18 protein-coding genes and 1 pseudogene are annotated in these 18,019 nt (G+C 70.6%); 9 read left to right on the top strand and 10 right to left on the bottom strand.

Going from position 1 to position 18,019, the window contains the following annotated elements; genetic code table 11:
- Nucleotides 1-6: 6 nt before the first annotated feature.
- Entirely contained in the window at nt 7-1,173 is a 1,167-nt protein-coding gene (locus L0H79_RS12645) for a Gmad2 immunoglobulin-like domain-containing protein (RefSeq protein WP_301484974.1), read from the bottom strand.
- Nucleotides 1,170-1,706, bottom strand: a complete 537-nt coding sequence (locus L0H79_RS12640) for a SigE family RNA polymerase sigma factor (protein WP_301484972.1) — start codon at nt 1,704-1,706, stop codon at nt 1,170-1,172. The genes L0H79_RS12645 and L0H79_RS12640 overlap by 4 nt, the downstream gene beginning before the upstream one ends.
- Nucleotides 1,707-1,808: 102 nt before the next feature.
- On the opposite strand from L0H79_RS12640, the gene L0H79_RS12635 reads away from it, so the two are divergent.
- Genes L0H79_RS12635 through era form a run of 4 tightly spaced genes read left to right on the top strand, consistent with a single transcriptional unit; the run spans nt 1,809 to nt 5,598 of the window.
- Nucleotides 1,809-2,843, top strand: coding sequence for a PhoH family protein (locus L0H79_RS12635; protein WP_301484971.1), 1,035 nt, complete (start codon nt 1,809-1,811; stop codon nt 2,841-2,843).
- Nucleotides 2,840-3,307, top strand: a complete 468-nt coding sequence (ybeY, locus tag L0H79_RS12630; RefSeq protein WP_301484970.1) for an rRNA maturation RNase YbeY — start codon at nt 2,840-2,842, stop codon at nt 3,305-3,307. Before L0H79_RS12635 ends, ybeY begins: the two co-directional genes overlap by 4 nt.
- Nucleotides 3,308-3,317: 10 nt before the next feature.
- Complete coding sequence (locus L0H79_RS12625; protein ID WP_301484975.1) at nt 3,318-4,622, top strand: hemolysin family protein; 1,305 nt, start codon at nt 3,318-3,320, stop codon at nt 4,620-4,622.
- Nucleotides 4,612-5,598 carry a GTPase Era gene (era, locus tag L0H79_RS12620; protein ID WP_301484968.1) on the top strand — a complete coding sequence of 329 codons (987 nt, stop codon included), beginning with the start codon at nt 4,612-4,614 and terminating at the stop codon, nt 5,596-5,598. The genes L0H79_RS12625 and era overlap by 11 nt, the downstream gene beginning before the upstream one ends.
- An 18-nt stretch (nt 5,599-5,616) precedes the next feature.
- Here the strand turns inward: era and L0H79_RS12615 are convergent, their stop codons facing one another.
- Nucleotides 5,617-6,357 carry a hypothetical protein gene (locus L0H79_RS12615; protein ID WP_301484967.1) on the bottom strand — a complete coding sequence of 247 codons (741 nt, stop codon included), beginning with the start codon at nt 6,355-6,357 and terminating at the stop codon, nt 5,617-5,619.
- Between the two features lie 308 nt (nt 6,358-6,665).
- On the opposite strand from L0H79_RS12615, the gene leuA reads away from it, so the two are divergent.
- The gene (leuA, locus tag L0H79_RS12610; RefSeq protein WP_301484966.1) at nt 6,666-8,417 is read left to right on the top strand and encodes a 2-isopropylmalate synthase; all 1,752 of its coding nucleotides are present in this window, start codon (nt 6,666-6,668) and stop codon (nt 8,415-8,417) included.
- Nucleotides 8,418-8,610: 193 nt separating this feature from the next.
- Complete coding sequence (locus L0H79_RS12605; RefSeq protein ID WP_301484965.1) at nt 8,611-10,227, top strand: glycosyltransferase family 39 protein; 1,617 nt, start codon at nt 8,611-8,613, stop codon at nt 10,225-10,227.
- A gap of 73 nt (nt 10,228-10,300) precedes the next feature.
- Here L0H79_RS12605 and L0H79_RS12600 read toward each other — a convergent pair whose 3' ends face one another.
- Nucleotides 10,301-11,125: a maleylpyruvate isomerase family mycothiol-dependent enzyme gene (locus tag L0H79_RS12600; protein WP_301484964.1), complete on the bottom strand. Its 825-nt coding sequence runs from the start codon at nt 11,123-11,125 to the stop codon at nt 10,301-10,303.
- An 8-nt stretch (nt 11,126-11,133) separates the two neighbouring features.
- The gene (locus L0H79_RS12595; RefSeq protein ID WP_301484963.1) at nt 11,134-11,784 is read right to left on the bottom strand and encodes an alpha-ketoglutarate-dependent dioxygenase AlkB; all 651 of its coding nucleotides are present in this window, start codon (nt 11,782-11,784) and stop codon (nt 11,134-11,136) included.
- A 105-nt stretch (nt 11,785-11,889) separates the two neighbouring features.
- Here L0H79_RS12595 and recO point away from each other — a divergent pair, with 105 nt between their 5' ends.
- The 3 genes from recO (at nt 11,890) to L0H79_RS12580 (ending at nt 13,937) form a co-directional block, all read left to right on the top strand.
- Entirely contained in the window at nt 11,890-12,618 is a 729-nt protein-coding gene (gene recO, locus L0H79_RS12590) for a DNA repair protein RecO (RefSeq protein ID WP_301484962.1), read from the top strand.
- Nucleotides 12,619-12,687: 69 nt separating this feature from the next.
- A complete protein-coding gene (locus tag L0H79_RS12585) occupies nt 12,688-13,530 on the top strand; it encodes an isoprenyl transferase (protein ID WP_301484961.1) in 843 nt (280 codons plus the stop codon).
- Between the two features lie 122 nt (nt 13,531-13,652).
- On the top strand, nt 13,653-13,937 hold the full coding sequence (locus tag L0H79_RS12580; protein ID WP_301484960.1) for a hypothetical protein: 285 nt from the start codon (nt 13,653-13,655) through the stop codon (nt 13,935-13,937).
- A gap of 61 nt (nt 13,938-13,998) precedes the next feature.
- Here L0H79_RS12580 and L0H79_RS12575 read toward each other — a convergent pair whose 3' ends face one another.
- The 5 genes and pseudogenes from L0H79_RS12575 to L0H79_RS12555 all read right to left on the bottom strand — a co-directional run.
- Nucleotides 13,999-14,409: a Fur family transcriptional regulator gene (locus L0H79_RS12575; RefSeq protein WP_301484959.1), complete on the bottom strand. Its 411-nt coding sequence runs from the start codon at nt 14,407-14,409 to the stop codon at nt 13,999-14,001.
- Nucleotides 14,406-15,434, bottom strand: a complete 1,029-nt coding sequence (locus L0H79_RS12570; RefSeq protein WP_301484958.1) for a metal ABC transporter permease — start codon at nt 15,432-15,434, stop codon at nt 14,406-14,408. The genes L0H79_RS12575 and L0H79_RS12570 overlap by 4 nt, the downstream gene beginning before the upstream one ends.
- Nucleotides 15,427-16,275 (bottom strand): metal ABC transporter ATP-binding protein, encoded by an 849-nt coding sequence (locus tag L0H79_RS12565; protein WP_301484957.1) that lies wholly within the window; start codon nt 16,273-16,275, stop codon nt 15,427-15,429. The genes L0H79_RS12570 and L0H79_RS12565 overlap by 8 nt, the downstream gene beginning before the upstream one ends.
- Nucleotides 16,272-17,255 carry a metal ABC transporter substrate-binding protein gene (locus L0H79_RS12560; RefSeq protein WP_301484956.1) on the bottom strand — a complete coding sequence of 328 codons (984 nt, stop codon included), beginning with the start codon at nt 17,253-17,255 and terminating at the stop codon, nt 16,272-16,274. The genes L0H79_RS12565 and L0H79_RS12560 overlap by 4 nt, the downstream gene beginning before the upstream one ends.
- A 153-nt stretch (nt 17,256-17,408) precedes the next feature.
- Nucleotides 17,409-17,732, bottom strand: a pseudogene (locus L0H79_RS12555) (DUF6703 family protein); the annotation flags it as partial.
- Nucleotides 17,733-18,019 lie beyond the last annotated feature (287 nt).

The following is an 18,019-nucleotide window of genomic DNA, read 5'->3' as shown; positions in this document are numbered from 1 at the left end:
AGGGGGCTACTTGAGGGTGAAGGGCATCGTGGCCATGGCCGAGACGGAGCCGTCCTTCGGGCTCGTCTCGAAGACCTGGACGACGTAGTCACCCGCAGGCAAGGGGTCGGTCGTGAACGAGTAGGCGGCTCGAGCGGGGCCGGCCTCCTTCGCCGTCGTGTGTCCCGATGCCACCTCCTGGCCACCCAGCACGATCTTCCACTGGACGTTGGCCTCGAACGTGCTCGCGATGCCCGACACGGTGACCCTGCCGGTCTTGAGCGTCGCGTCGCGGCTCGGCTCGTCGATCCAGATCGGGGACAGGACCTCGTAGACGGCCATCTGACCCGTCGGGCGGGTGTAGGTCTGGCCGGTCGTCAGGTCACCGGCCAGGGTCGTCGATCCGTCGGCCAACGCGAAGCGGACCGGCAGGTTGCCCTTGCCGACCGCAGCCGTGGCAGTCCAGACGAGCTGCTGGACGGCGATGCGCGCCTCGCTCTCGCTGAGACCCCGCGCGCCGGTCGACAGGGTCACCCGGATCTCACCGGATGCCTCGGAGACGCCCTCGACCCGGACGCCCTCCCACATCGGCTGGTAGGACGCATCGGCCGGACCCGCACCGACCGCCCTTTCGAGGGCCGCCTTCGCCTTCGAGGCCGCATCGCCGGGGGCGGCGACGTCGGCCGGAGTGAACTCACGGAAGAGCACGAGGGCGGTCGAGCCGGTGCCGCCACCGGTGCGTGAGCCGACGTAGTAGACCGGCACGGTCGCCCGAGTGGTCACGACCGGAGCGGACGTCGCGGCGCTGGAGGTGGGCTGTGCCGAGGTCGGCGTCCCCTCGGTCGTCGTCGTCGCCGTCTGCGTGGCCGTCGTCTGCGTCGCGGCCGGAGGCGGGGGTGTGGGGGCCTGTTTCGCGATCCACACGCCGAGCGCCGCGATGCCGGCCAGCGCGGCGGCAGCGACAGGCAGCAGCCAGCGGTGTCGCCCCGACCCGACCGGGTCTGAGCCGGCCAGGTGCGACTCGGCGCGATGCGCCTCGGCGAGGATCGCGTCGAGCCGGTCGTGCGGTTGGATGCGGTCGGCCTCCCGGTGCAGCTCAGCCCGCACGGACTCCTCGATGTGGCGCAGGCCGGCGCCGATGACGATGGGCTCGTCCTCGGGCCGCTCGCCCGGGTTAGGGTCGTCGTTGCTCATGGCTGCTCCATCGTGGCGCGCAGGGTGGTGAGGGCTCGGTGGGCGTGGGCCTTGACCGAGCCGGGGGAGATGTCGAGGGTGTGGGCGATCTGGGCCTCCGAGAGGTCTTCGTAGTAGCGCAGAACGAGGACCTCACGCTGGCGTTGCGGCAGCCGCTCGAGGGCCTCGAGCATCGTGTGCCGGTCCGCGGCGGCCAGCGCGCCGGCCTCGGCGCTGTCATGGCTGGCCCGGCCGGGTGCATCGGCCCCGCCGGCGTCGGCCCGGTTCTGTCGGTCGACCACCACTGCGTGGCGCTGCAGCGAACGGCACCGGTTGACGACCGCGGTCTGCAGGTAGGCCACGACCCGACCCGAGTCGCGGATCGAGTCCCACTTGCGGTGGGTCGCGACGAACGCGTCCTGGACGGCGTCCTCGGCCACGGACTGGTCCCTGACCAACAACCACGCCAGCCGGACGAGGCGGGTCCAGTGAGCGGCATACAGCTCCGCGATGGCGTCGTCGGAGACGCTCGACGGTCGCGCTCGGGTAGGCATGCCCAACGCTCTCACGATGTGGAGACGCACAGCGGGACCGGCGCGTTGACCTGAGAGCTGTGAGGCGTCTCACGGTCAGGGGCCCACGTAGACTGGGGCCAAATGAACGACGCCGATTCCGTGAGCTCCGACCCGCAGGCCGAGCCCGTTCTCACTCGAGAGATCCCGCCGCCGATCGAGATGGTCACGCTGCTCGGGCCACGCGACGAGTTCCTCCGCACCCTCGAGCGGGCGTTCCCGAGAGTCGACACGCATGTCCGCGGCAACGCGATGACCTTCTCCGGGCCGGCGGGAGAGCTGGACCTCATCGACGAACTGCTCGACGAGCTCCTGGCGATCATCACCACGGGGCAGCCGCTCAACCGTGACGCCGTCGAGCGCTCCATCGCGATGCTGCGCAGCCAGACCAAGGAGCGGCCCGCCGACGTGCTGACGATGAACATCGTCAGCAACCGCGGCCGCACCATCCGGCCCAAGACCCTCGGGCAGAAGCGCTACGTCGACGCCATCGACGAGCACACCATCGTGTTCAGCATCGGTCCGGCCGGCACGGGCAAGACCTACCTCGCCATGGCCAAGGCGGTCGCCGCCTTGCAGGCCAAGCAGGTGAACCGGATCATCCTGACCCGGCCGGCGGTCGAGGCCGGCGAGCGGCTCGGCTTCCTGCCGGGCACCCTCAACGACAAGATCGACCCCTACCTGCGACCCCTCTACGACGCCCTGCACGACATGATCGCCCCCGAGACGATCCCACGACTCATGGCATCGGGCACGATCGAGGTCGCACCGCTGGCCTACATGCGTGGCCGCACGCTCAACGACGCGTTCATCATCCTCGACGAGGCTCAGAACACCTCCGGCGAGCAGATGAAGATGTTCCTCACTCGCCTCGGCTTCGGCTCCAAGATGGTCGTCACCGGCGACGTGACCCAGATCGACCTGCCGGGCGGCACCCGGTCCGGGCTCAACGAGGTGCGCCGCATCCTCGAGGGCGTAGAGGACGTCCACTTCACCGAGCTGACGTCGGTCGACGTCGTCCGGCACCGCCTGGTGAGCGAGATCGTCGACGCCTACGCTCGCAACGACGCACGGGTCCGCCGACGACGCAAGCACACCGAGCCGGGGGGGCACCGATGAGCGTCGACGTCCTCAACGAGACCGACGTCGAGGTCGACGAGCTCGAGCTGCTCGACTGTGCCCACTACGTCCTGGCCCAGATGCGGGTGCACCCCGGGGCCGACCTGTGCATCACCCTCGTCGACGAAGCCGCGATGGAGACCCTTCACATGCAGTGGATGGATCTGCCGGGTCCCACCGATGTGATGAGCTTCCCGATGGACGAGCTGCGCCCCGGTGCGGACGGTGAGGATGCGGTCGAGGGCAACCTCGGTGACGTCGTCCTCTGCCCGACCGTCGCCGTGCGCCAGGCAGGCGAGGCCGGGCATGCGCCGATCGAGGAGCTGCTCCTGCTGACGACGCACGGCATCCTGCACCTGCTCGGCTACGACCACGCAGAGCCCAACGAGGAGCGCGAGATGTTCGAGCTGCAGCGCCAGCTGCTGCTCACCTTCCTCGCCACCCGCAACCGACCGACCATCTGACCCGCCCGTGATGCTGCCCGCACTCGTCATCCCGGCCGTTGTCAGCGTCGTGGTCGCCTTCGGTCTGTCGGCCGCCGAGGCGGCCCTCATCAGGATGTCCCGGGTCCGGGCACAGGAGCTGTACGACGAGGGTCGGTTCGGGTCGAAGGCACTCGTCACGATCGTCGCGGACGCCTCGGTCTACCTCGCGGTCATCACGTTCCTTCGGGTCGTCGCGGAGGCGACCGCCGCCGTGCTCGCCACCCTTGCCGTGGCCACCTGGCTCGAGGACATCTGGCGTGCCGGGCTCGTCGCGATCGCCATCATGGCGGTCGTCTCCTTCGTCGTCGTCGGGGTCTCGCCGCGCACCCTCGGCCGGCAGCACTACGACACGGTCGCCCTCTGGGCAGCGCCTGTCGCCGTGGTCCTACGCAGTGTGCTCGGCCCGGTGGCCAAGGGGTTCATCGCATTCGGCAACGCCGTGACCCCCGGTCGCGGCTACGCCGACGGGCCCTTCCAGACCGAGGCGGAGCTGCGCGACCTGCTCGACCGGGCCGGGGACACCGACGTCCTCGAGGACGAGGAGCGGGAGATGATCCACTCGGTCTTCGAGCTCGGCGACACCGTGGCCCGCGCTGTCATGGTGCCACGCACCGACATGGTCACGATCGAGCACACGAAGACCCTGCGCAGCGCGATGTCGCTCTTCCTGCGCAGCGGTTTCTCGCGGATCCCGGTCGTGGGTGAGGACTCGGACGACATACGGGGGCTGCTGTACTTCAAGGATGTGGCCCGACGCCTCACTGCGGCTCCCGAGGATGCGAAGCAACCGGCTACCGACGTGATGCGCCCGATGCACTTCGTCCCGGAGAGCAAGCCCGTCGACGACCTGCTCCGCGAGATGCAGCAGGAGCAGAGCCACTTCGCCATCGTCGTCGACGAGTATGGCGGCACCGCGGGTCTCGTCACGATCGAGGACATCATCGAGGAGATCGTCGGGGAGATCGCCGACGAGCACGACCGTGAGGCACCCGGGGCGGAGCGGCTCGAGGACGGTGCCGTGCGGGTGCCCGCATCGATGGACATCGACGACCTCGCCGAGCTCTTCGACGTCCACATCGAGGATGAGGACGTCGACACGGTCGGGGGGCTGCTCACCAAGGCCATCGGCCGCGTGCCCATCGCCGGCTCGAGTGGCACCGTCGGCGGGCTCGTCCTCACCGCCGAGCGGATGGCCGGCCGCCGACACCGAGTTGCCACGGTGATCGTGCGGCGTGCCGAGCCCGAGGCAGGCCCGGATCTGCTCGCCGACAAGGAGGAAGCCCATGGTCACTGAGGGCAGCGAGCCTGAAGAAAGGGCCTCCGACGGAGCAGCCCCGGGGGTCACGGGGGCCGCCGCACCCTCTGGCTACCGGGCGGGATTCGCCTGTCTCGTCGGGCGTCCCAACGCGGGAAAGTCGACCCTGACCAACGCGCTCGTCGGGCAGAAGGTCGCGATCACCTCGTCGAGGCCGCAGACCACGCGGCACACGATCCGGGGTGTCGCGACGACCGAGCGCGCCCAGCTGATCCTGGTCGATACCCCCGGACTGCACAAACCACGCACCCTGCTCGGCGAGCGGCTCAACGACCTCGTCCGCGAGACCCTCCTGCAGGTCGACGTGATCGGCTTCTGCCTGCCCGCCGACCAGCGCGTCGGACCCGGTGACACCTTCATCGCCAAGGACCTCGCCGAGCTGCGCACCGTGCGCCGCCGACCGGTCGTGGCCCTCGCCACGAAGACCGACCTGGTCGGCAGGGGCCGCCTCGCCGAGCACCTCATCGCCGTCGACCGGCTCGGCGACTGGGACGCCATCGTGCCGGTCTCCGCAGTGTCGGGAGAGCAGGTGGACGAGGTCCGCCAGGTCCTCTCGTCCTTCCTGCCGGCCTCCCCGCAGCTCTACCCCGAGGGCGTGCTGACCGACGAGCCCGAGGCGGTCATGATCGCCGAGCTCGTTCGAGAGGCCGCGCTCGAGGGGGTTCGTGACGAGCTGCCGCACTCCCTTGCCGTCGTCGTCGAGGAGATGGTCCAGCGGGCCGGCCGGCCGGCCGACAACCCGCTGCTCGACGTTCGTGTGGACGTCTACGTCGAGCGGCCCAGCCAGAAGGCCATCGTCATCGGGCGGCGAGGGTCGCGACTGCGCGAGGTCGGTACGAACGCGCGGCGTGGGATCGAGGCTCTGCTAGGGCAGCGGGTGTTCCTCGACCTGCACGTCAAGGTCGCCAAGGACTGGCAGCGCGACCCGAAGCAGCTGCAGCGCCTCGGCTTCTGACGCTCGCGGGCGCCACCGTCACGAGGTGGGGACGGGTCCCGACAGCTCGGACCGGGTGCTCACCGTGACGGCCCCCTGCGCTTGGGTCGCGGTGAAGCTCGCGGCCTTGGCCCCGTCGCCGAAGGACACCGAGATCGAGCTCGGCGGGGTCGGCTGTGTCGTCGCCGTCCAACCGTTCTCGGTCACCACGTCGCCGAGCTTCAGCCCAGAGCCGGAGGTGGTGAACGAGACCGAACCGGCGGCGCCGACCGGGTAGGAGCCGTCACCCGCCCGAGCGATCGACTTCTCCTTCGAGATCGTCATGGACCCGTCCCGCAGCCGGACCTGGAAGCTCCACGTGGTGGGCGCCTGGGTGAACCGGACCTCGAGGTCGTCGGGCTGCTTGACCGGGGGCGTCTGCTGCCAGCCCCCAGCCGGGGTCACGGACATGAGCTCGAGCTGCCCGTCCTTGACGAGGAACTTCACCTGGCCGGCGTCACCGACGTCCCAGGCCCCGTCCCGGACCTCGGTGACGCCCGCCACCCGGGAGCCGGACGCCGGTGCGGTCTGGCTCGCCGTCCCGCCGGCACCGCTCGCGCCGGTCGGTCCCACCTCGTGCCCCTGGTCGGTGCGGGTGGGTGGCTCGGGAACGGCGGGTCCCGCCCCGACCGTGGTGGCCTGGCCGCCGATCATCTCGTCGCCGAAACCGAGTCCGCATCCGCCCAGGAGCGCCACCACCGCCAGCGCGCTCGCCGCCGCCGGCCACATCCTTCTGTTCATCAGCACGCCTCCAGCACTTGCCGTTCACGCGCTCACGTCCGGCTCCCGCCGGCGTGGGCCATTACCCGGCAGCCAAGCCGACCGGGCTGGGAGTCTCCTGAACGTCGGCAGGGTGACGCGTGCGTCTCAGGATCCGGGCACCCGGCCGCGGGTAGTGGACGCGACCCGCTGCGCGTCATACCTTTGCTGACATGCGTTCGGCGCAGCTCCTCCTTCGCTGCCGCGGCGAGGCCTGACTCTCCGGCCTTCCTCGTCGCGGAGTTTGTCGTGTCCGGCCGGACACCACCCAGCGACGAGAGAGTAGAGCGATGATCCACCCCCAGCAGCCGAGCGGGATGCCCTTCCAGAAGTACGCCCCCTTCCACGAGCAGATCGTCGTCGACCTGCCCGACCGCACTTGGCCCGACAAACGCATCGAGAAGGCGCCGAGATGGTGCGCGGTCGACCTGCGTGACGGCAACCAGGCCCTCATCGACCCGATGAACTCCGAGCGCAAGCTGCGGATGTTCCAGATGCTCGTGAGGCTGGGGTACAAAGAGATCGAGGTCGGCTTCCCGTCGGCGAGCCAGACGGACTACGACTTCGTCCGTGAGCTCATCGAGGGCGACCTCATCCCGGACGACGTGACCATCCAGGTGCTGACGCAGTGCCGTGACCACCTCATCGAGCGGACGTATGACGCCGTCCGCGGGGCCAAGCAGGCCATCGTCCACTTCTACAACTCGACATCCGTGCTCCAGCGGCGCGTCGTCTTCGGGCTCGACCAGGACGGCATCATCGACATCGCGGCCCAGGCGGCCCGGCTCTGCAGGAAGCTCGAGGAGACCGTCCCGGACACGGCCATCTACTACGAGTACTCGCCGGAGTCCTACACCGGGACGGAGCTCGACTTCGCGGTGCGGATCTGCAACGAGGTCATCGACGTCATCGACCCGAGCCCCGACCGCAAGATGATCGTCAACCTGCCGGCCACCGTCGAGATGATCACGCCGAACGTGTACGCCGACTCGATCGAGTGGATGGTGCGCCACCTCGATCGTCGCGACTCGGTCGTCGTCTCGCTGCACCCGCACAACGACCGGGGCGAGGGGGTGGCCGCGGCGGAGCTCGGCTACCTCGCCGGGGCCGACCGCATCGAGGGGTGCTTGTTCGGCAACGGCGAGCGGACCGGGAACGTCGACCTCGTCACGCTCGGGATGAACCTGTTCAGCCAGGGCATCGACCCGCAGATCGACCTGTCCGACATCGACGAGATCCGCCGCACCGTCGAGCACTGCAACCAGCTGCCGGTCGCGGAGCGGCACCCCTGGGGCGGGGACCTCGTCTTCACCGCGTTCTCTGGCTCGCACCAGGACGCCATCAAGAAGGGCTTCGAGGCGATGGAACGCGAGGCCCACGACAACGGCAAGGGCATCGACGAGATCGTCTGGGGCGTGCCCTACCTGCCGATCGACCCGCACGACGTGGGCCGCACCTATGAGGCGGTGGTCCGCGTCAACAGCCAGTCCGGCAAGGGCGGTGTCGCGTACATCATGAAGGCCGAGCACCAGCTCGACCTGCCGCGCCGCCTCCAGATCGAGTTCTCCGGCGTCGTGCAGCGCGGTGTCGACCAGGACGGCGGCGAGGTCTCGCCTGCCGAGCTGTGGTCGACGTTCAAGGACGAGTACCTGCCGAACCCCGAGGCTCCGTGGGGCCGGTTCGAGCTGCTCAACGTCACCGTCGACTCCCCGGTCGACGGCAACACGACCACCGAGGCGGTCCTGCGCGACGGCGGCTCCGAGGTCACCGTCAAGGGCGTCGGCAACGGCCCGATCGCCGCGTTCATCGATGCCGGCACCCGGATCGAGGGGGCACCGGTCGACGTACGCGTCCTCGACTACGCCGAGCACGCCCTGTCCGCCGGTGGCGACTCGCTGGCCGCGGCCTACGTCGAGTGCGCCGTCGGTGAGCGGGTCCTCTGGGGGGTTGGCGTCGACCCGTCGATCGTCACCGCCTCGCTCAAGGCGATCGTGTCCGCGGTCAACCGGGCCGAGCGGGACGGGGTCGTCGCCCGGGTCTGACCTGTCGACTGGCTGCACTGTCGATCGGGATTGGTGAACGCTCGATCGGGATTGGTGAACGCTCGATCGGGATTGGTGAACGCTCGATCGGGATTGGTGAACGCTCGATCGGGACTTGTGCACGCTCGATCGGGACTTGTGCACGCTCGATCGGTGAAGGGCGCCCCGAGCCGGCTGTGGGACGATGCGCGCTGTGAGAGCGACGGTTGCGACCGCCACACTGCGGGCCATCGGTGCCGTCATGCTCGTCGGCGGGCTGGCGATGGTCATCGTGCCGCGCCCGCTCTACACACCCATGAACCAGTGGGTCATCGTGCCGACGTGCATCGTCGCGGTGGCCGTCGCGCTCCTCGTCCCCGTCCCGCATGGGGTGCGCGCGGTGCTCGCCTCCCGCTGGGCCGGACCTGTCCTCGCGTTGGTGGGCGGGGGAGTCGGCGCCGTCGTCGGAGAGGTGATGCGCTACCCCTACGGCTGGGACGCCGGTGTCGTCATGGGCATCGCCAGGCGCCTCGACGCGGGGATGTCGCTGACCCCGGGCAACTACCGCTACCTGTCGATGTACCCGAACAACCTGCCCCTGCTGGCGATCGACCGGGCCGCTGCCCGCGCTGCAGGATGGCTCGGGCTCTCACCGGATGCGCTGCTCATTGCCGGCAACGCCGTCGGTCTCACGGTGACGATCTGGTTGGCCCACCTTGTCGTGCGACGGTGCGCCGGGCCGGTTGCGGCGGCGCTCGCGGCGCTGCTCGTCATCGTTCTGGTCGGGCTGTCCCCGTGGCTGGCCGTCCCCTACACCGACCTCTTCGCGATGCCGTTCGTCATGGCGGCGATCGCACTGGCGACACTCGCGTGGTCGCTGCGCGGCGGGCGGCGGTGGCTCTCGTGGGCGGGGGCCGTCGCCTGCGGTGCTGTGGCATTCGTCGTCAAGACGACGCCGGTCGTGCTCGTCGTGGCGGCCGTCCTGGTCATCGCGCTGCAGGCCCTGCCCGCCGGGCGGAGGGCTGAGAAGGGACGCCTGATGCGCACGGCGGCGGTCGTGGCCCTGACGGTCCTCGCTTTCATGGGAGTCGCCGCCGGGGCGACCCAGTCCTCTCGGCACCAGACCGGGGCCGACCTGAGCCGCATCGACACTGCTCGGTCCGCGCCGCTGCTGTGGTGGGTCGCCAACGGCATGATCGAGATTGACGCCGGGACCTACACCTCCTACGGGGGCTACAGCCGGAGCATGATCGAAGCCATCAGGGGTCGCACGCGGCCCGAGATGACGGCATACTCCCGGGAGTTCATCGCGGCCCGCTGGGCCGAACGCGGCCTGACCGGCATGCTCGCCTTCTACGCGGACAAGGCCTTGTGGAACTGGAACGACGGTATGTTCGGCGCGTGGGGGGAAGGCGGTGACTCCCGGCAGCGCCCCTATGCCAAGACCGCCGTCGCTGATGTACTCATGGAGGTCAACGGCTATCACGGCCGCTACTACGAGACCCGCGCGAGCATCGCCGAGGGCATCTGGGCGGCGGTCGTCATCCTCGCCGGCGTGGGCCTGCTGCTGCTGGCACCGCCCCGCCGGGACGTGCTCCTGCTGGCCCTGTCGACGCTCGGCATCGGCGTCTTCGTCCTCGTCTTCCAGGGCCGGTCGCGCTACCTGCTGACCTTCGCACCGGTCGTCATCGCCCTCTCGTGCGTGGTGCTGCCGTGGGCCCGCAGCGCGCTCACGCGGCGAATGCTACAACCCGGCCGCACCCCCGACCTCCCCCCACCTTCGAGGAGGGGTCCGCGCGACGCGGACATCTATCGAACTGGCGGCTACTGACTGACCGGGCGGGTATGCCAAGCCGTTCCCCCCCGAACGGTCCGTTCGGGGATGGGGGCGATGCCTTGGAGGATCAGTCGATCGAGCCGGCGACGACGGCCTCGAGCGCCTGCAGTGCTGCCGGGTCGCCGGTCCTGCTGATCTCGCCGACCGCGGGCCGGTTCCACAGCCAGCAGTCGAGGTCCGCCGCGCGGCCGCTGACCGCGGCGGACCCGCTGGCGGACTCATCCTGGCCGAGCAGGCGCTGCACGTCCCACGTGTCACCGTCGGAGTCGGTGCCGGTCACCCGCGCCGGCGTCACCGTCCACGTGTGGAACCCGTCGACGAGCGCGATCGTCACCGGCGGACCGGTCGGGGTGGCCGACAAGCCCGGCTCCGGCTCGTAACCGCGCATGACCCGCAGCGCCTCGTCGACCCCGTCCGCCGCGAGCCGGCAGTCGACCGGCGCCCGTTCGGCTCCGACCGTCAGCTCCGCGTCGATGCGGTGGATGAGCGCCTCGTGCGCCTGCCGACGTGCGATGTATGCCGCCGAGTGGTCCTCGGCCCACATCCACAGCTCGGTCTCGGGCGGCGTGGCTGCGAGCACCCGTGCCAGGCGCTCGCTGGAGTGGTCGAAGAGGTCGAGCAGGCCCGACCGATCCACCGGCCGCGGATGTTTGGCCGCCTCGAGACGCTCCACGTCGCTGTCCGACGTGGCCCGCCGCTGCGCGATCTCGCCCCAGAACCACTGCACCTCGCCCAGGTGCCACAGCAGGTCGTCGACGCGCCAGTCGGGGCAGGTCGGCACCCGCAGCGCGGGGTCCGCCTCGGCGAGCACGGCCCGGAACCGGGCCGACTCCTGCCGCAAGTGGTCGACGAACGGGAGGGCGCCTTCGTGACGGCGCGAGCTGAGCGGCATACCGCCTCCTATCGGACTCCGGCCACACGGAACTGCACGGAGATGCGGGGGCCAACCGGCTCCGAGGTCTTCGGGACAGCATGGTCCCACGTGCGCTGGCACGAGCCGCCCATCACGACGAGGTCGCCGTGGGCGAGCGGGAAGCGCAGGCTCTTGTGGCGCGTGCCGGGGATCGAGCCGCCGCCGCGTGGACGCAGCGTGAGCGTCCGCGCGGACCCCAGGGAGAGGATGGCGATCATCGTGTCGAGGTCCTTGGAGCGCCCGACCCGGTCGCCGTGCCACGCGACGCTGTCGCGCCCGTCGCGGTAGAGGCAGAGCCCCGCCGTCACGAACGGCTCGCCGAGCTCGTCGCGGTAGTGCGCGCTCAGGGCGTCGCGGGCCTGGTCGAGCATCGGGTGGGGGAGCCGCTCGCCGGCTGCGTAGAACCTCGTCAGCCGCGGCACCGTGACGACGGCGTCGTACATCTGGCGGCGCTCGGCGTGCCACGGCACGTCGCGCAACAAGGCCGTGAAGAGCTCGTCGCCCGCTGCGAGCCAGCCCGGCCGGACGTCGACCCAGGCGCCCAGGCCCAGGTGGGTGCGCCGCAGGCCGACCGGCACCTCGCGCAGCGTCATCTCGTCGGCGAGATCGAGAAGGGAGCCCTGCAGCGCGAGATCCATGCTGTCGAGCCTACCCCAACCCTCGAACACCTGTTCTGACCCGAGCGTCGCGACACGGACGAGGCGCGCACCTGACCGGCGGCCGCGGAGGGAGACAATGGCGGCATGCCGCTCTACCGTGACGAAGCCATCGTGCTGCGCACCCACAAGCTGGGCGAGGCCGATCGCATCATCACGATGCTGACGCGCCGGCGGGGGCGGGTGCGGGCGGTCGCCAAGGGGGTGCGCCGCACGAAGTCCCGCTTCGGCTCGCGCCTCGAGCCGGGGATGGTCGTCGACGTCCAGTGCTACGAGGGCCGCAGCCTCGACACCGTGACCCAGGCGGAGACTCTTGCCCCGTATGGCGGTTCGATCGCCCGCGACTACACGAGCTACACGGCCGCGACGGCGATGCTCGAGACGGCCCTGCAGCTGACGGAGGAGCACGAGCCGCAGACGCAGCAGTACCTCCTGCTCACCGGTGCGCTGCGCTCGCTCGCCGAGCACACGCACGACCCGGGCCTGGTCCTCGACGCCTACCTGGTCCGCGCGCTCGCCGTGGCGGGGTGGGCCCCGAGCTTCCGGGACTGCGCCAAGTGCGGCGCACCCGGGCCGCACCGGGCGTTCAACGTGCAGTCCGGCGGTGCGGTCTGTCCCGTATGCCGCCCACCGGGCTCGAGCGCGCCGGCTCCGGAGACCTTGGAGCTGCTTGCGGCCCTGCTCTGCGGCGACTGGGAGCCGGCCGACGCGAGTGATCCGCGCCACCGGCGCCAGGGCAGCGGCCTCGTCGCGGCCTTTCTCCAGTGGCACCTCGAGCGTGGTGTCCGATCGCTGCGGCTCGTCGAGCGAGGCTGACCCGTAGTGTTCGTGACACGCCCACCAGATGGCAGCCGCTGAGAGCGAGCCCGGATCGACCGGAGGACCATGATCCAGCCCTTCCCCCATCCGAGCGGTGCTCGCCCGCCGGTCATCCCCAGACAGGTCATGCCCCGGCACGTCGCGATCGTCATGGACGGCAACGGCCGTTGGGCCAATGCTCGAGGTCTGCCGCGGACCAAGGGGCACGAGGCGGGCGAGGCGTCCCTGCTCGACGTCGTCGCGGGGGCGATCGAGGTCGGCGTGACCCACCTGTCGGCCTATGCCTTCTCGACCGAGAACTGGCGGCGCTCGCCCGACGAGGTGCGCTTCCTGATGGGCTTCAACCGTGCCGTCATCCGGCGGCGCCGCGACGAGCTGCACGAGTGGGGCGTGCGGATGCGGTGGGTCGGTCGGGCCCCGCGGCTCTGGCGGTCGGTCATCAAGGAGCTCGAGGTCGCCCAGGAGCAGACCAGGCACAATCCCGGGCTCACGCTCTACTTCTGTGTCAACTACGGCGGGCGGGCCGAGATCGCCGATGCGGTCCGGCGCATCGGCGAGGAGGTCCTGGCCGGGCGGCTGCGGCCCGGCTCCATCGACGAGCGGACCATCAAGCGCCACCTCGACGAGCCCGACATGCCCGACGTCGACCTGTTCATCCGGTCCTCCGGCGAGCAGCGCACGAGCAACTTCCTGCTCTGGCAGTCCGCCTACGCCGAGATGGTCTTCCAGAACCGGCTGTGGCCCGACTACGACCGGCTCGACCTCTGGGCCGCGATCGAGGAGTATGCCGCCCGCGACCGCCGTTACGGCGGTGCCGTCGACAGTCCTACCGCAGGGACGAGCGCGGAGGCGAGCGCAGGGACGGGCGCGGCGCCGGACGGCGGAGCGGAGACGGCGCCCGCCGGCTGACCTCGTCCCAGCCGGAGGAGAGTTGGGGAGCGCATACTGGGTACGAAGGGGAGGAAGGGTTGAACCGGTCACCACGCCGTTTCGCCAGCCATCAGGCCCGTGTCACGAGCGAGGAGGCGGCCATGGCCATCCGATACTGGACTCCCCACAGCCGCGCGGGGCGGGTCAAGCTCGTCATCGCGGGTTGCGTCGCAGCGATGGCGGTCTTCGCGCTCGACGTGACGCTCGCGGTCCTCGCGATCCTCGCGCTCGGTGGCACCGCCGCCGGTCTCGCCCTCTTCCGAGGAAAGGGCTCCTGGCGCCTCAGCCGGTTCTTCGCCGGCGCGTTGCTCGGGACGGCTCTCTACGTGATCTTCGCGTGGTACGGGGTGGCGACGAGCCCGCCGGTCCTGCAGACCCAGAGCTGAGCGCGGGCGGCGAGCCGGACGGGTTGCTGGGCCGACCTGTGACGACGCGACACGCGATCGTTCAACGCGAGTGCGTGCCGGTGCAGGAGGTGCACGTACCGAAGATCTCCAGGGTGTGGGTGACCTCGGTGAAGCCGTGCTCGGCGGCGACACGGTCGGTCCACGTCTCCACGGCTGGCCCCTCGACCTCGACGGTCCGGCCGCACGAGCGGCAGACGAGGTGGTGGTGGTGGCCGGGCTCGCACGCCCGGTAGACGGCCTCGCCGTCGTCGGTGCGCAGCACGTCGACCTCGCCGGCATCGGCCAGCGCCTGCAGCGTCCGGTAGACGGTCGCGAGCCCGACTGTCTCGCCTGCTTCTCTCAGCCGGGCATGGACGGACTGGGCCGAGGCGAAGGCCCCGGTCTGCTCGAGCATGGCGGCCACGGCCTGCTGCTGGCGGGTGGGCCGTCGCGTGGGCCGTCGCGTCGTCATGTGCTCACCTCCTCGTCCTGACCGGTGGGGCCGTCGTCGCGAGACAGGGCGCCGTACTCGTCGGCGCCGTGTTCGTCGTAGTGACCCTGGTGGGCGGCATGTCGGTGTCCGTCGTGCAGATAGTCGACGTGGTCGCCGTGCGGGATCGCCTCGTGGCCGCATTCGGGGCCGTGCTCGTGCTCGTGGCTCTCCGCGACCTCGTGGCGGCGCTGCCGGAGCCTGCCCACGACCGCCATGGAGACGGCGGTGACGATGTAGATGAGGACCGCGAGCACGACGATGGTCCCGCCCGACGGCGTGTCGAGGGGGTAGGACACGAACACACCGCCGACCGCCGAGACGAGGCCGATGGCGACGGCCCAGCGCAGGCCGGACGTGAAGCTGCGGGCGAGCAGCTGCCCGGCTGCGTTGGGCACGATCATGAGAGCGCTGATGAGCAGCAGACCGACGACGCGCATCGCGACGACGACCGTCGTCGCGGTCAGCACGGCCAGCACGATGTTGAGCGGCAGCACGGGAAGCCCGACCGCCCGGGCGTACTCCTCGTCGTTGGCGACTGCGAACAGGCGTGGCCAGAGGACCCAGAGCGTCCCCATGATGACGAGCGCCAGGACGAGGAAGACCCACACGTCCGAGGTCCGGGTCGTCAGGATCGAGCCGAAGAGGTAGCTGACGAGGTTCGCCGGAGTGCCCTCGGGGGCCTTGCTGATGATGACGACGCCGGCGGCGATGCCGCCGTAGAAGATGACCCCGAGAGCCACGTCTGCGTTCGTGCGCCCGCGCGCGCGGAGCAGCTCGATGGCCACGGCCGCGAGCACGGCCCCGGCGAGCGCGGTGAGCACCGGCTCGAGGCCGGTCACCAGGCCGATGGCGACCCCGGCGAGCGCGACGTGGCCCATGCCGTCGCCGATCAGTGACAGCCTGCGCTGCACGAGGAAGATGCCGACCATCGGCGCGACCAGCCCGACGAGGAGGGCCGCGATGAGGGCCCGCTGCATGAAGTCGGTCGTCAGGATCTCAAGCATGGGCCTGCCCTGACCGGTCGGCCGGGCCGTGCGGGACGACGGCAGCCGTATCGCCCGCGGCGAGCTCGCTGTCGTGGCGGTGGGTGTCGTGGGCGTGGTCTCTGGCACGGCGGCGTGCGGCAAACCGCCTCGGGGGGCCGTCGAAGGTCACGCGTCCGCCGTCCACGACCACGATGCGCGTCAGCAGGCGCTCGAGCGCCCCGAGCTCGTGGGTGACGATGAGCATGGTGACCCCGCGCGCGACGAGTCGGGCGAGGACGTCGGCCAGGACGTGCTGGCTCGCGACGTCGACGCCGGCGGTCGGCTCGTCCATGACGAGCACGTCGGGCTGGCCGGCGAGGGCGCGCGCGATCAGGACGCGGCGCTGCTGTCCGCCCGAGAGGGTCGCCACCTCCGTCGCGGCGCGATCGCTCAGCCCGACGAGCTCGAGCGCGCGCGCGACGACCTGGCGGTCGGTTGCCTTGGGTCGGCCGAGCCAGCCCAGCCGGGGCAGCCGCCCGGTCGCGACGATCTCCTCCGCGGTGGAGCGGATCGACGACGAGAGGGTATGCCGCTGAGGCACGTACCCGACGCGCGCGCGGTCGCGCAGCTCGTCCGCGGGCTCACCGAAGAGCCGGACCGTCCCGGCCAGGTGCTCGTTGAGACCGAGGATGCCTTTCATGAGGGTCGACTTGCCGGAGCCGTTCGGACCGAGCACGGCCACGATCTCGCCTCGGTGGACCGGCAGGGTGACGTCGGTGACGACCGCGTGCTCCCCGTAGCCGAAGGCTGCCCCGCGCAGCTCGATCACGGGCACCGGTGACGGATCGGCCCGAGACGCGGAACGCGGCGCGGCGCTCATGAGCACTCCTGTCCCTGCTCGAGCGTGGCGAGGTTGGCTCGCATCACGGCGAAGTAGTCGCTGCCCGCGGATGTCGACGTGATGCCCTCGACCGGGTCGAGGACGGCGACGCGGGCACCCGTCTCCGCGGCGATGACCTGCGCGTAGTGCGGCTCGACGAGGGTCTCCCGGTAGATCGTCGTGACGCCGTCGGTTCGGACCAGGTGGGCCAGGTCGGCGAGGGCGCCGGCTGACGGCTCCGCCTCGGGGTTCAGGCCGGTGATGCCGTGCTGGACCAGCCCGTAGCGGTGGGCGAGGTAGCCGAACGCGGCATGGCTGGTGACGAGGTCGGTGAGAGCGCAGTGCGCCAGGCCGGCGCGGAACTCCTTGTCGAGCGTGTCGAGCCGGTGGACGAACGTCCTCGTACCTGCGGCATAGTCGGCCTCGTGGGCCGGGTCGAGTTGGCTCAGGCGGGTGCCGATCGCCTCGGCCACCGTCGCGTAGCGTTCCGGGTCGAGCCAGAAGTGCGGGTCCATGGCGTGGTCGTGGTCGTGGGCATGGCCGCCGACCCCCTGCGTGTTCTCGCCTGTTCCGCTGCCGAGGGTCAGGTCGGCGGCTGGGGTGAGGTCGGCCACCGGAGTCACGTCGAGGACGCGCTTGCGCTCGAGCAGGTCCATGGCGTCGTCGACGGCCGGCTGGAACCCGCTCTCGTAGACGAACAGGTCTGCCTTGCGCAGGCCCACGACCTGCCGGGCACTGAGCTCGACCTCATGAGGTTCGGCGCCCGGCCTGGTCAGGGAGGTCACATGGGCGCGCTCGCCGGCGACCTGCTGGACAACGAACTCGAGCGGGTAGAAGGAGGTCGTGACGGTCAGCGGTTGCGCACCGGTCGACTCGGCGCCGGCCCCCGCCTCGGTCGCGGCGGTGCTGCTCGTGCAGGAGGCGAGTACGCCGAGCGCTGCTGCGGCGAGCGCGGCGGCGACCAGGCGGGCAGGTGTCACACGAGAATCATTCTCAGAGTGAGAATCATTGTCAAATCGTAGTCCGGCCGGTAGTTGGTGCCCGCCCGACCTGTCGTTGTGCCCGGTCGACATGGTGGCTGTCGAGCGAGCAGAAGGTGCTGGTCGAGCAGACGTTTCGGCCCGGTCGAGCGGTCAGCCCTTCGGCACGAGCTTGATGATGGCGACGGCTACGACCAGTGCGAGCACCGCGAAACGCATGAGTCTCTCGGGCAGGGTGATCCGCTGCCAGGTCAGGAAGATCAGCCACCCGATGAAGAGCGCGATGACCAGGAATGCGATGCCGCCCCACGGGAGCGGGGCGAAGGCTCCCACGGCGAGCAGGGCAAGCAGCACCAGCAGGGCGCCGGGCTTGGGGATGCGGTTCATCCGCTCGACCCAGGGGACGGACGCGTGCTCGATGCGGGACCGGAAGCTGAGTGACACACCAGAAGCGTAGGCGATACCGCCCTGTCCGACCTCACGTCCGGTTCTGGCCGCACCTTCGGCCTTGGTCTCACCTTCGCCCCGGGGCCTCGTCCGGTCCGGGGCCTCGTCCGGTCCTCCCGGTCATGTCGCAGGTCATGTCACACGAGTGAGCGGTGCCCGTGCTCAGGGCTCGGCGGGTGCGCGACATGACAGGCGACGTGACTGAGCGATGTGACCGCCGCGACGTGGCCTGCGAGCTGAGTGCGACATGACCTGCGACATGATGCGATGTAGGAGCGGGGCCTCCCGCTCCTCGTGGGTTTCCTCCCAGCGCGGGA

Origin of the sequence: Intrasporangium sp. (genome assembly GCF_030452765.1) — a bacterium.
In the GTDB taxonomy this organism is placed as follows: domain Bacteria; phylum Actinomycetota; class Actinomycetes; order Actinomycetales; family Dermatophilaceae; genus Intrasporangium_A.
Note: the sequence above shows the minus strand (reverse complement) of the source record. Positions and strands in the feature narration are given on the sequence as shown.

Coding starts and splice junctions, on each gene's coding strand:
- L0H79_RS12645 (WP_301484974.1), bottom strand. CDS start 1,173: ATGAGCAACGACGACCCTAACCCGGGCGAGCGGCCCGAGGACGAGCCC.
- L0H79_RS12640 (WP_301484972.1), bottom strand. CDS start 1,706: ATGCCTACCCGAGCGCGACCGTCGAGCGTCTCCGACGACGCCATCGCG.
- L0H79_RS12635 (WP_301484971.1), top strand. CDS start 1,809: ATGAACGACGCCGATTCCGTGAGCTCCGACCCGCAGGCCGAGCCCGTT.
- ybeY (WP_301484970.1), top strand. CDS start 2,840: ATGAGCGTCGACGTCCTCAACGAGACCGACGTCGAGGTCGACGAGCTC.
- L0H79_RS12625 (WP_301484975.1), top strand. CDS start 3,318: ATGCTGCCCGCACTCGTCATCCCGGCCGTTGTCAGCGTCGTGGTCGCC.
- era (WP_301484968.1), top strand. CDS start 4,612: ATGGTCACTGAGGGCAGCGAGCCTGAAGAAAGGGCCTCCGACGGAGCA.
- L0H79_RS12615 (WP_301484967.1), bottom strand. CDS start 6,357: ATGAACAGAAGGATGTGGCCGGCGGCGGCGAGCGCGCTGGCGGTGGTG.
- leuA (WP_301484966.1), top strand. CDS start 6,666: ATGATCCACCCCCAGCAGCCGAGCGGGATGCCCTTCCAGAAGTACGCC.
- L0H79_RS12600 (WP_301484964.1), bottom strand. CDS start 11,125: ATGCCGCTCAGCTCGCGCCGTCACGAAGGCGCCCTCCCGTTCGTCGAC.
- L0H79_RS12595 (WP_301484963.1), bottom strand. CDS start 11,784: ATGGATCTCGCGCTGCAGGGCTCCCTTCTCGATCTCGCCGACGAGATG.
- recO (WP_301484962.1), top strand. CDS start 11,890: ATGCCGCTCTACCGTGACGAAGCCATCGTGCTGCGCACCCACAAGCTG.
- L0H79_RS12585 (WP_301484961.1), top strand. CDS start 12,688: ATGATCCAGCCCTTCCCCCATCCGAGCGGTGCTCGCCCGCCGGTCATC.
- L0H79_RS12580 (WP_301484960.1), top strand. CDS start 13,653: ATGGCCATCCGATACTGGACTCCCCACAGCCGCGCGGGGCGGGTCAAG.
- L0H79_RS12575 (WP_301484959.1), bottom strand. CDS start 14,409: ATGACGACGCGACGGCCCACGCGACGGCCCACCCGCCAGCAGCAGGCC.
- L0H79_RS12570 (WP_301484958.1), bottom strand. CDS start 15,434: ATGCTTGAGATCCTGACGACCGACTTCATGCAGCGGGCCCTCATCGCG.
- L0H79_RS12565 (WP_301484957.1), bottom strand. CDS start 16,275: ATGAGCGCCGCGCCGCGTTCCGCGTCTCGGGCCGATCCGTCACCGGTG.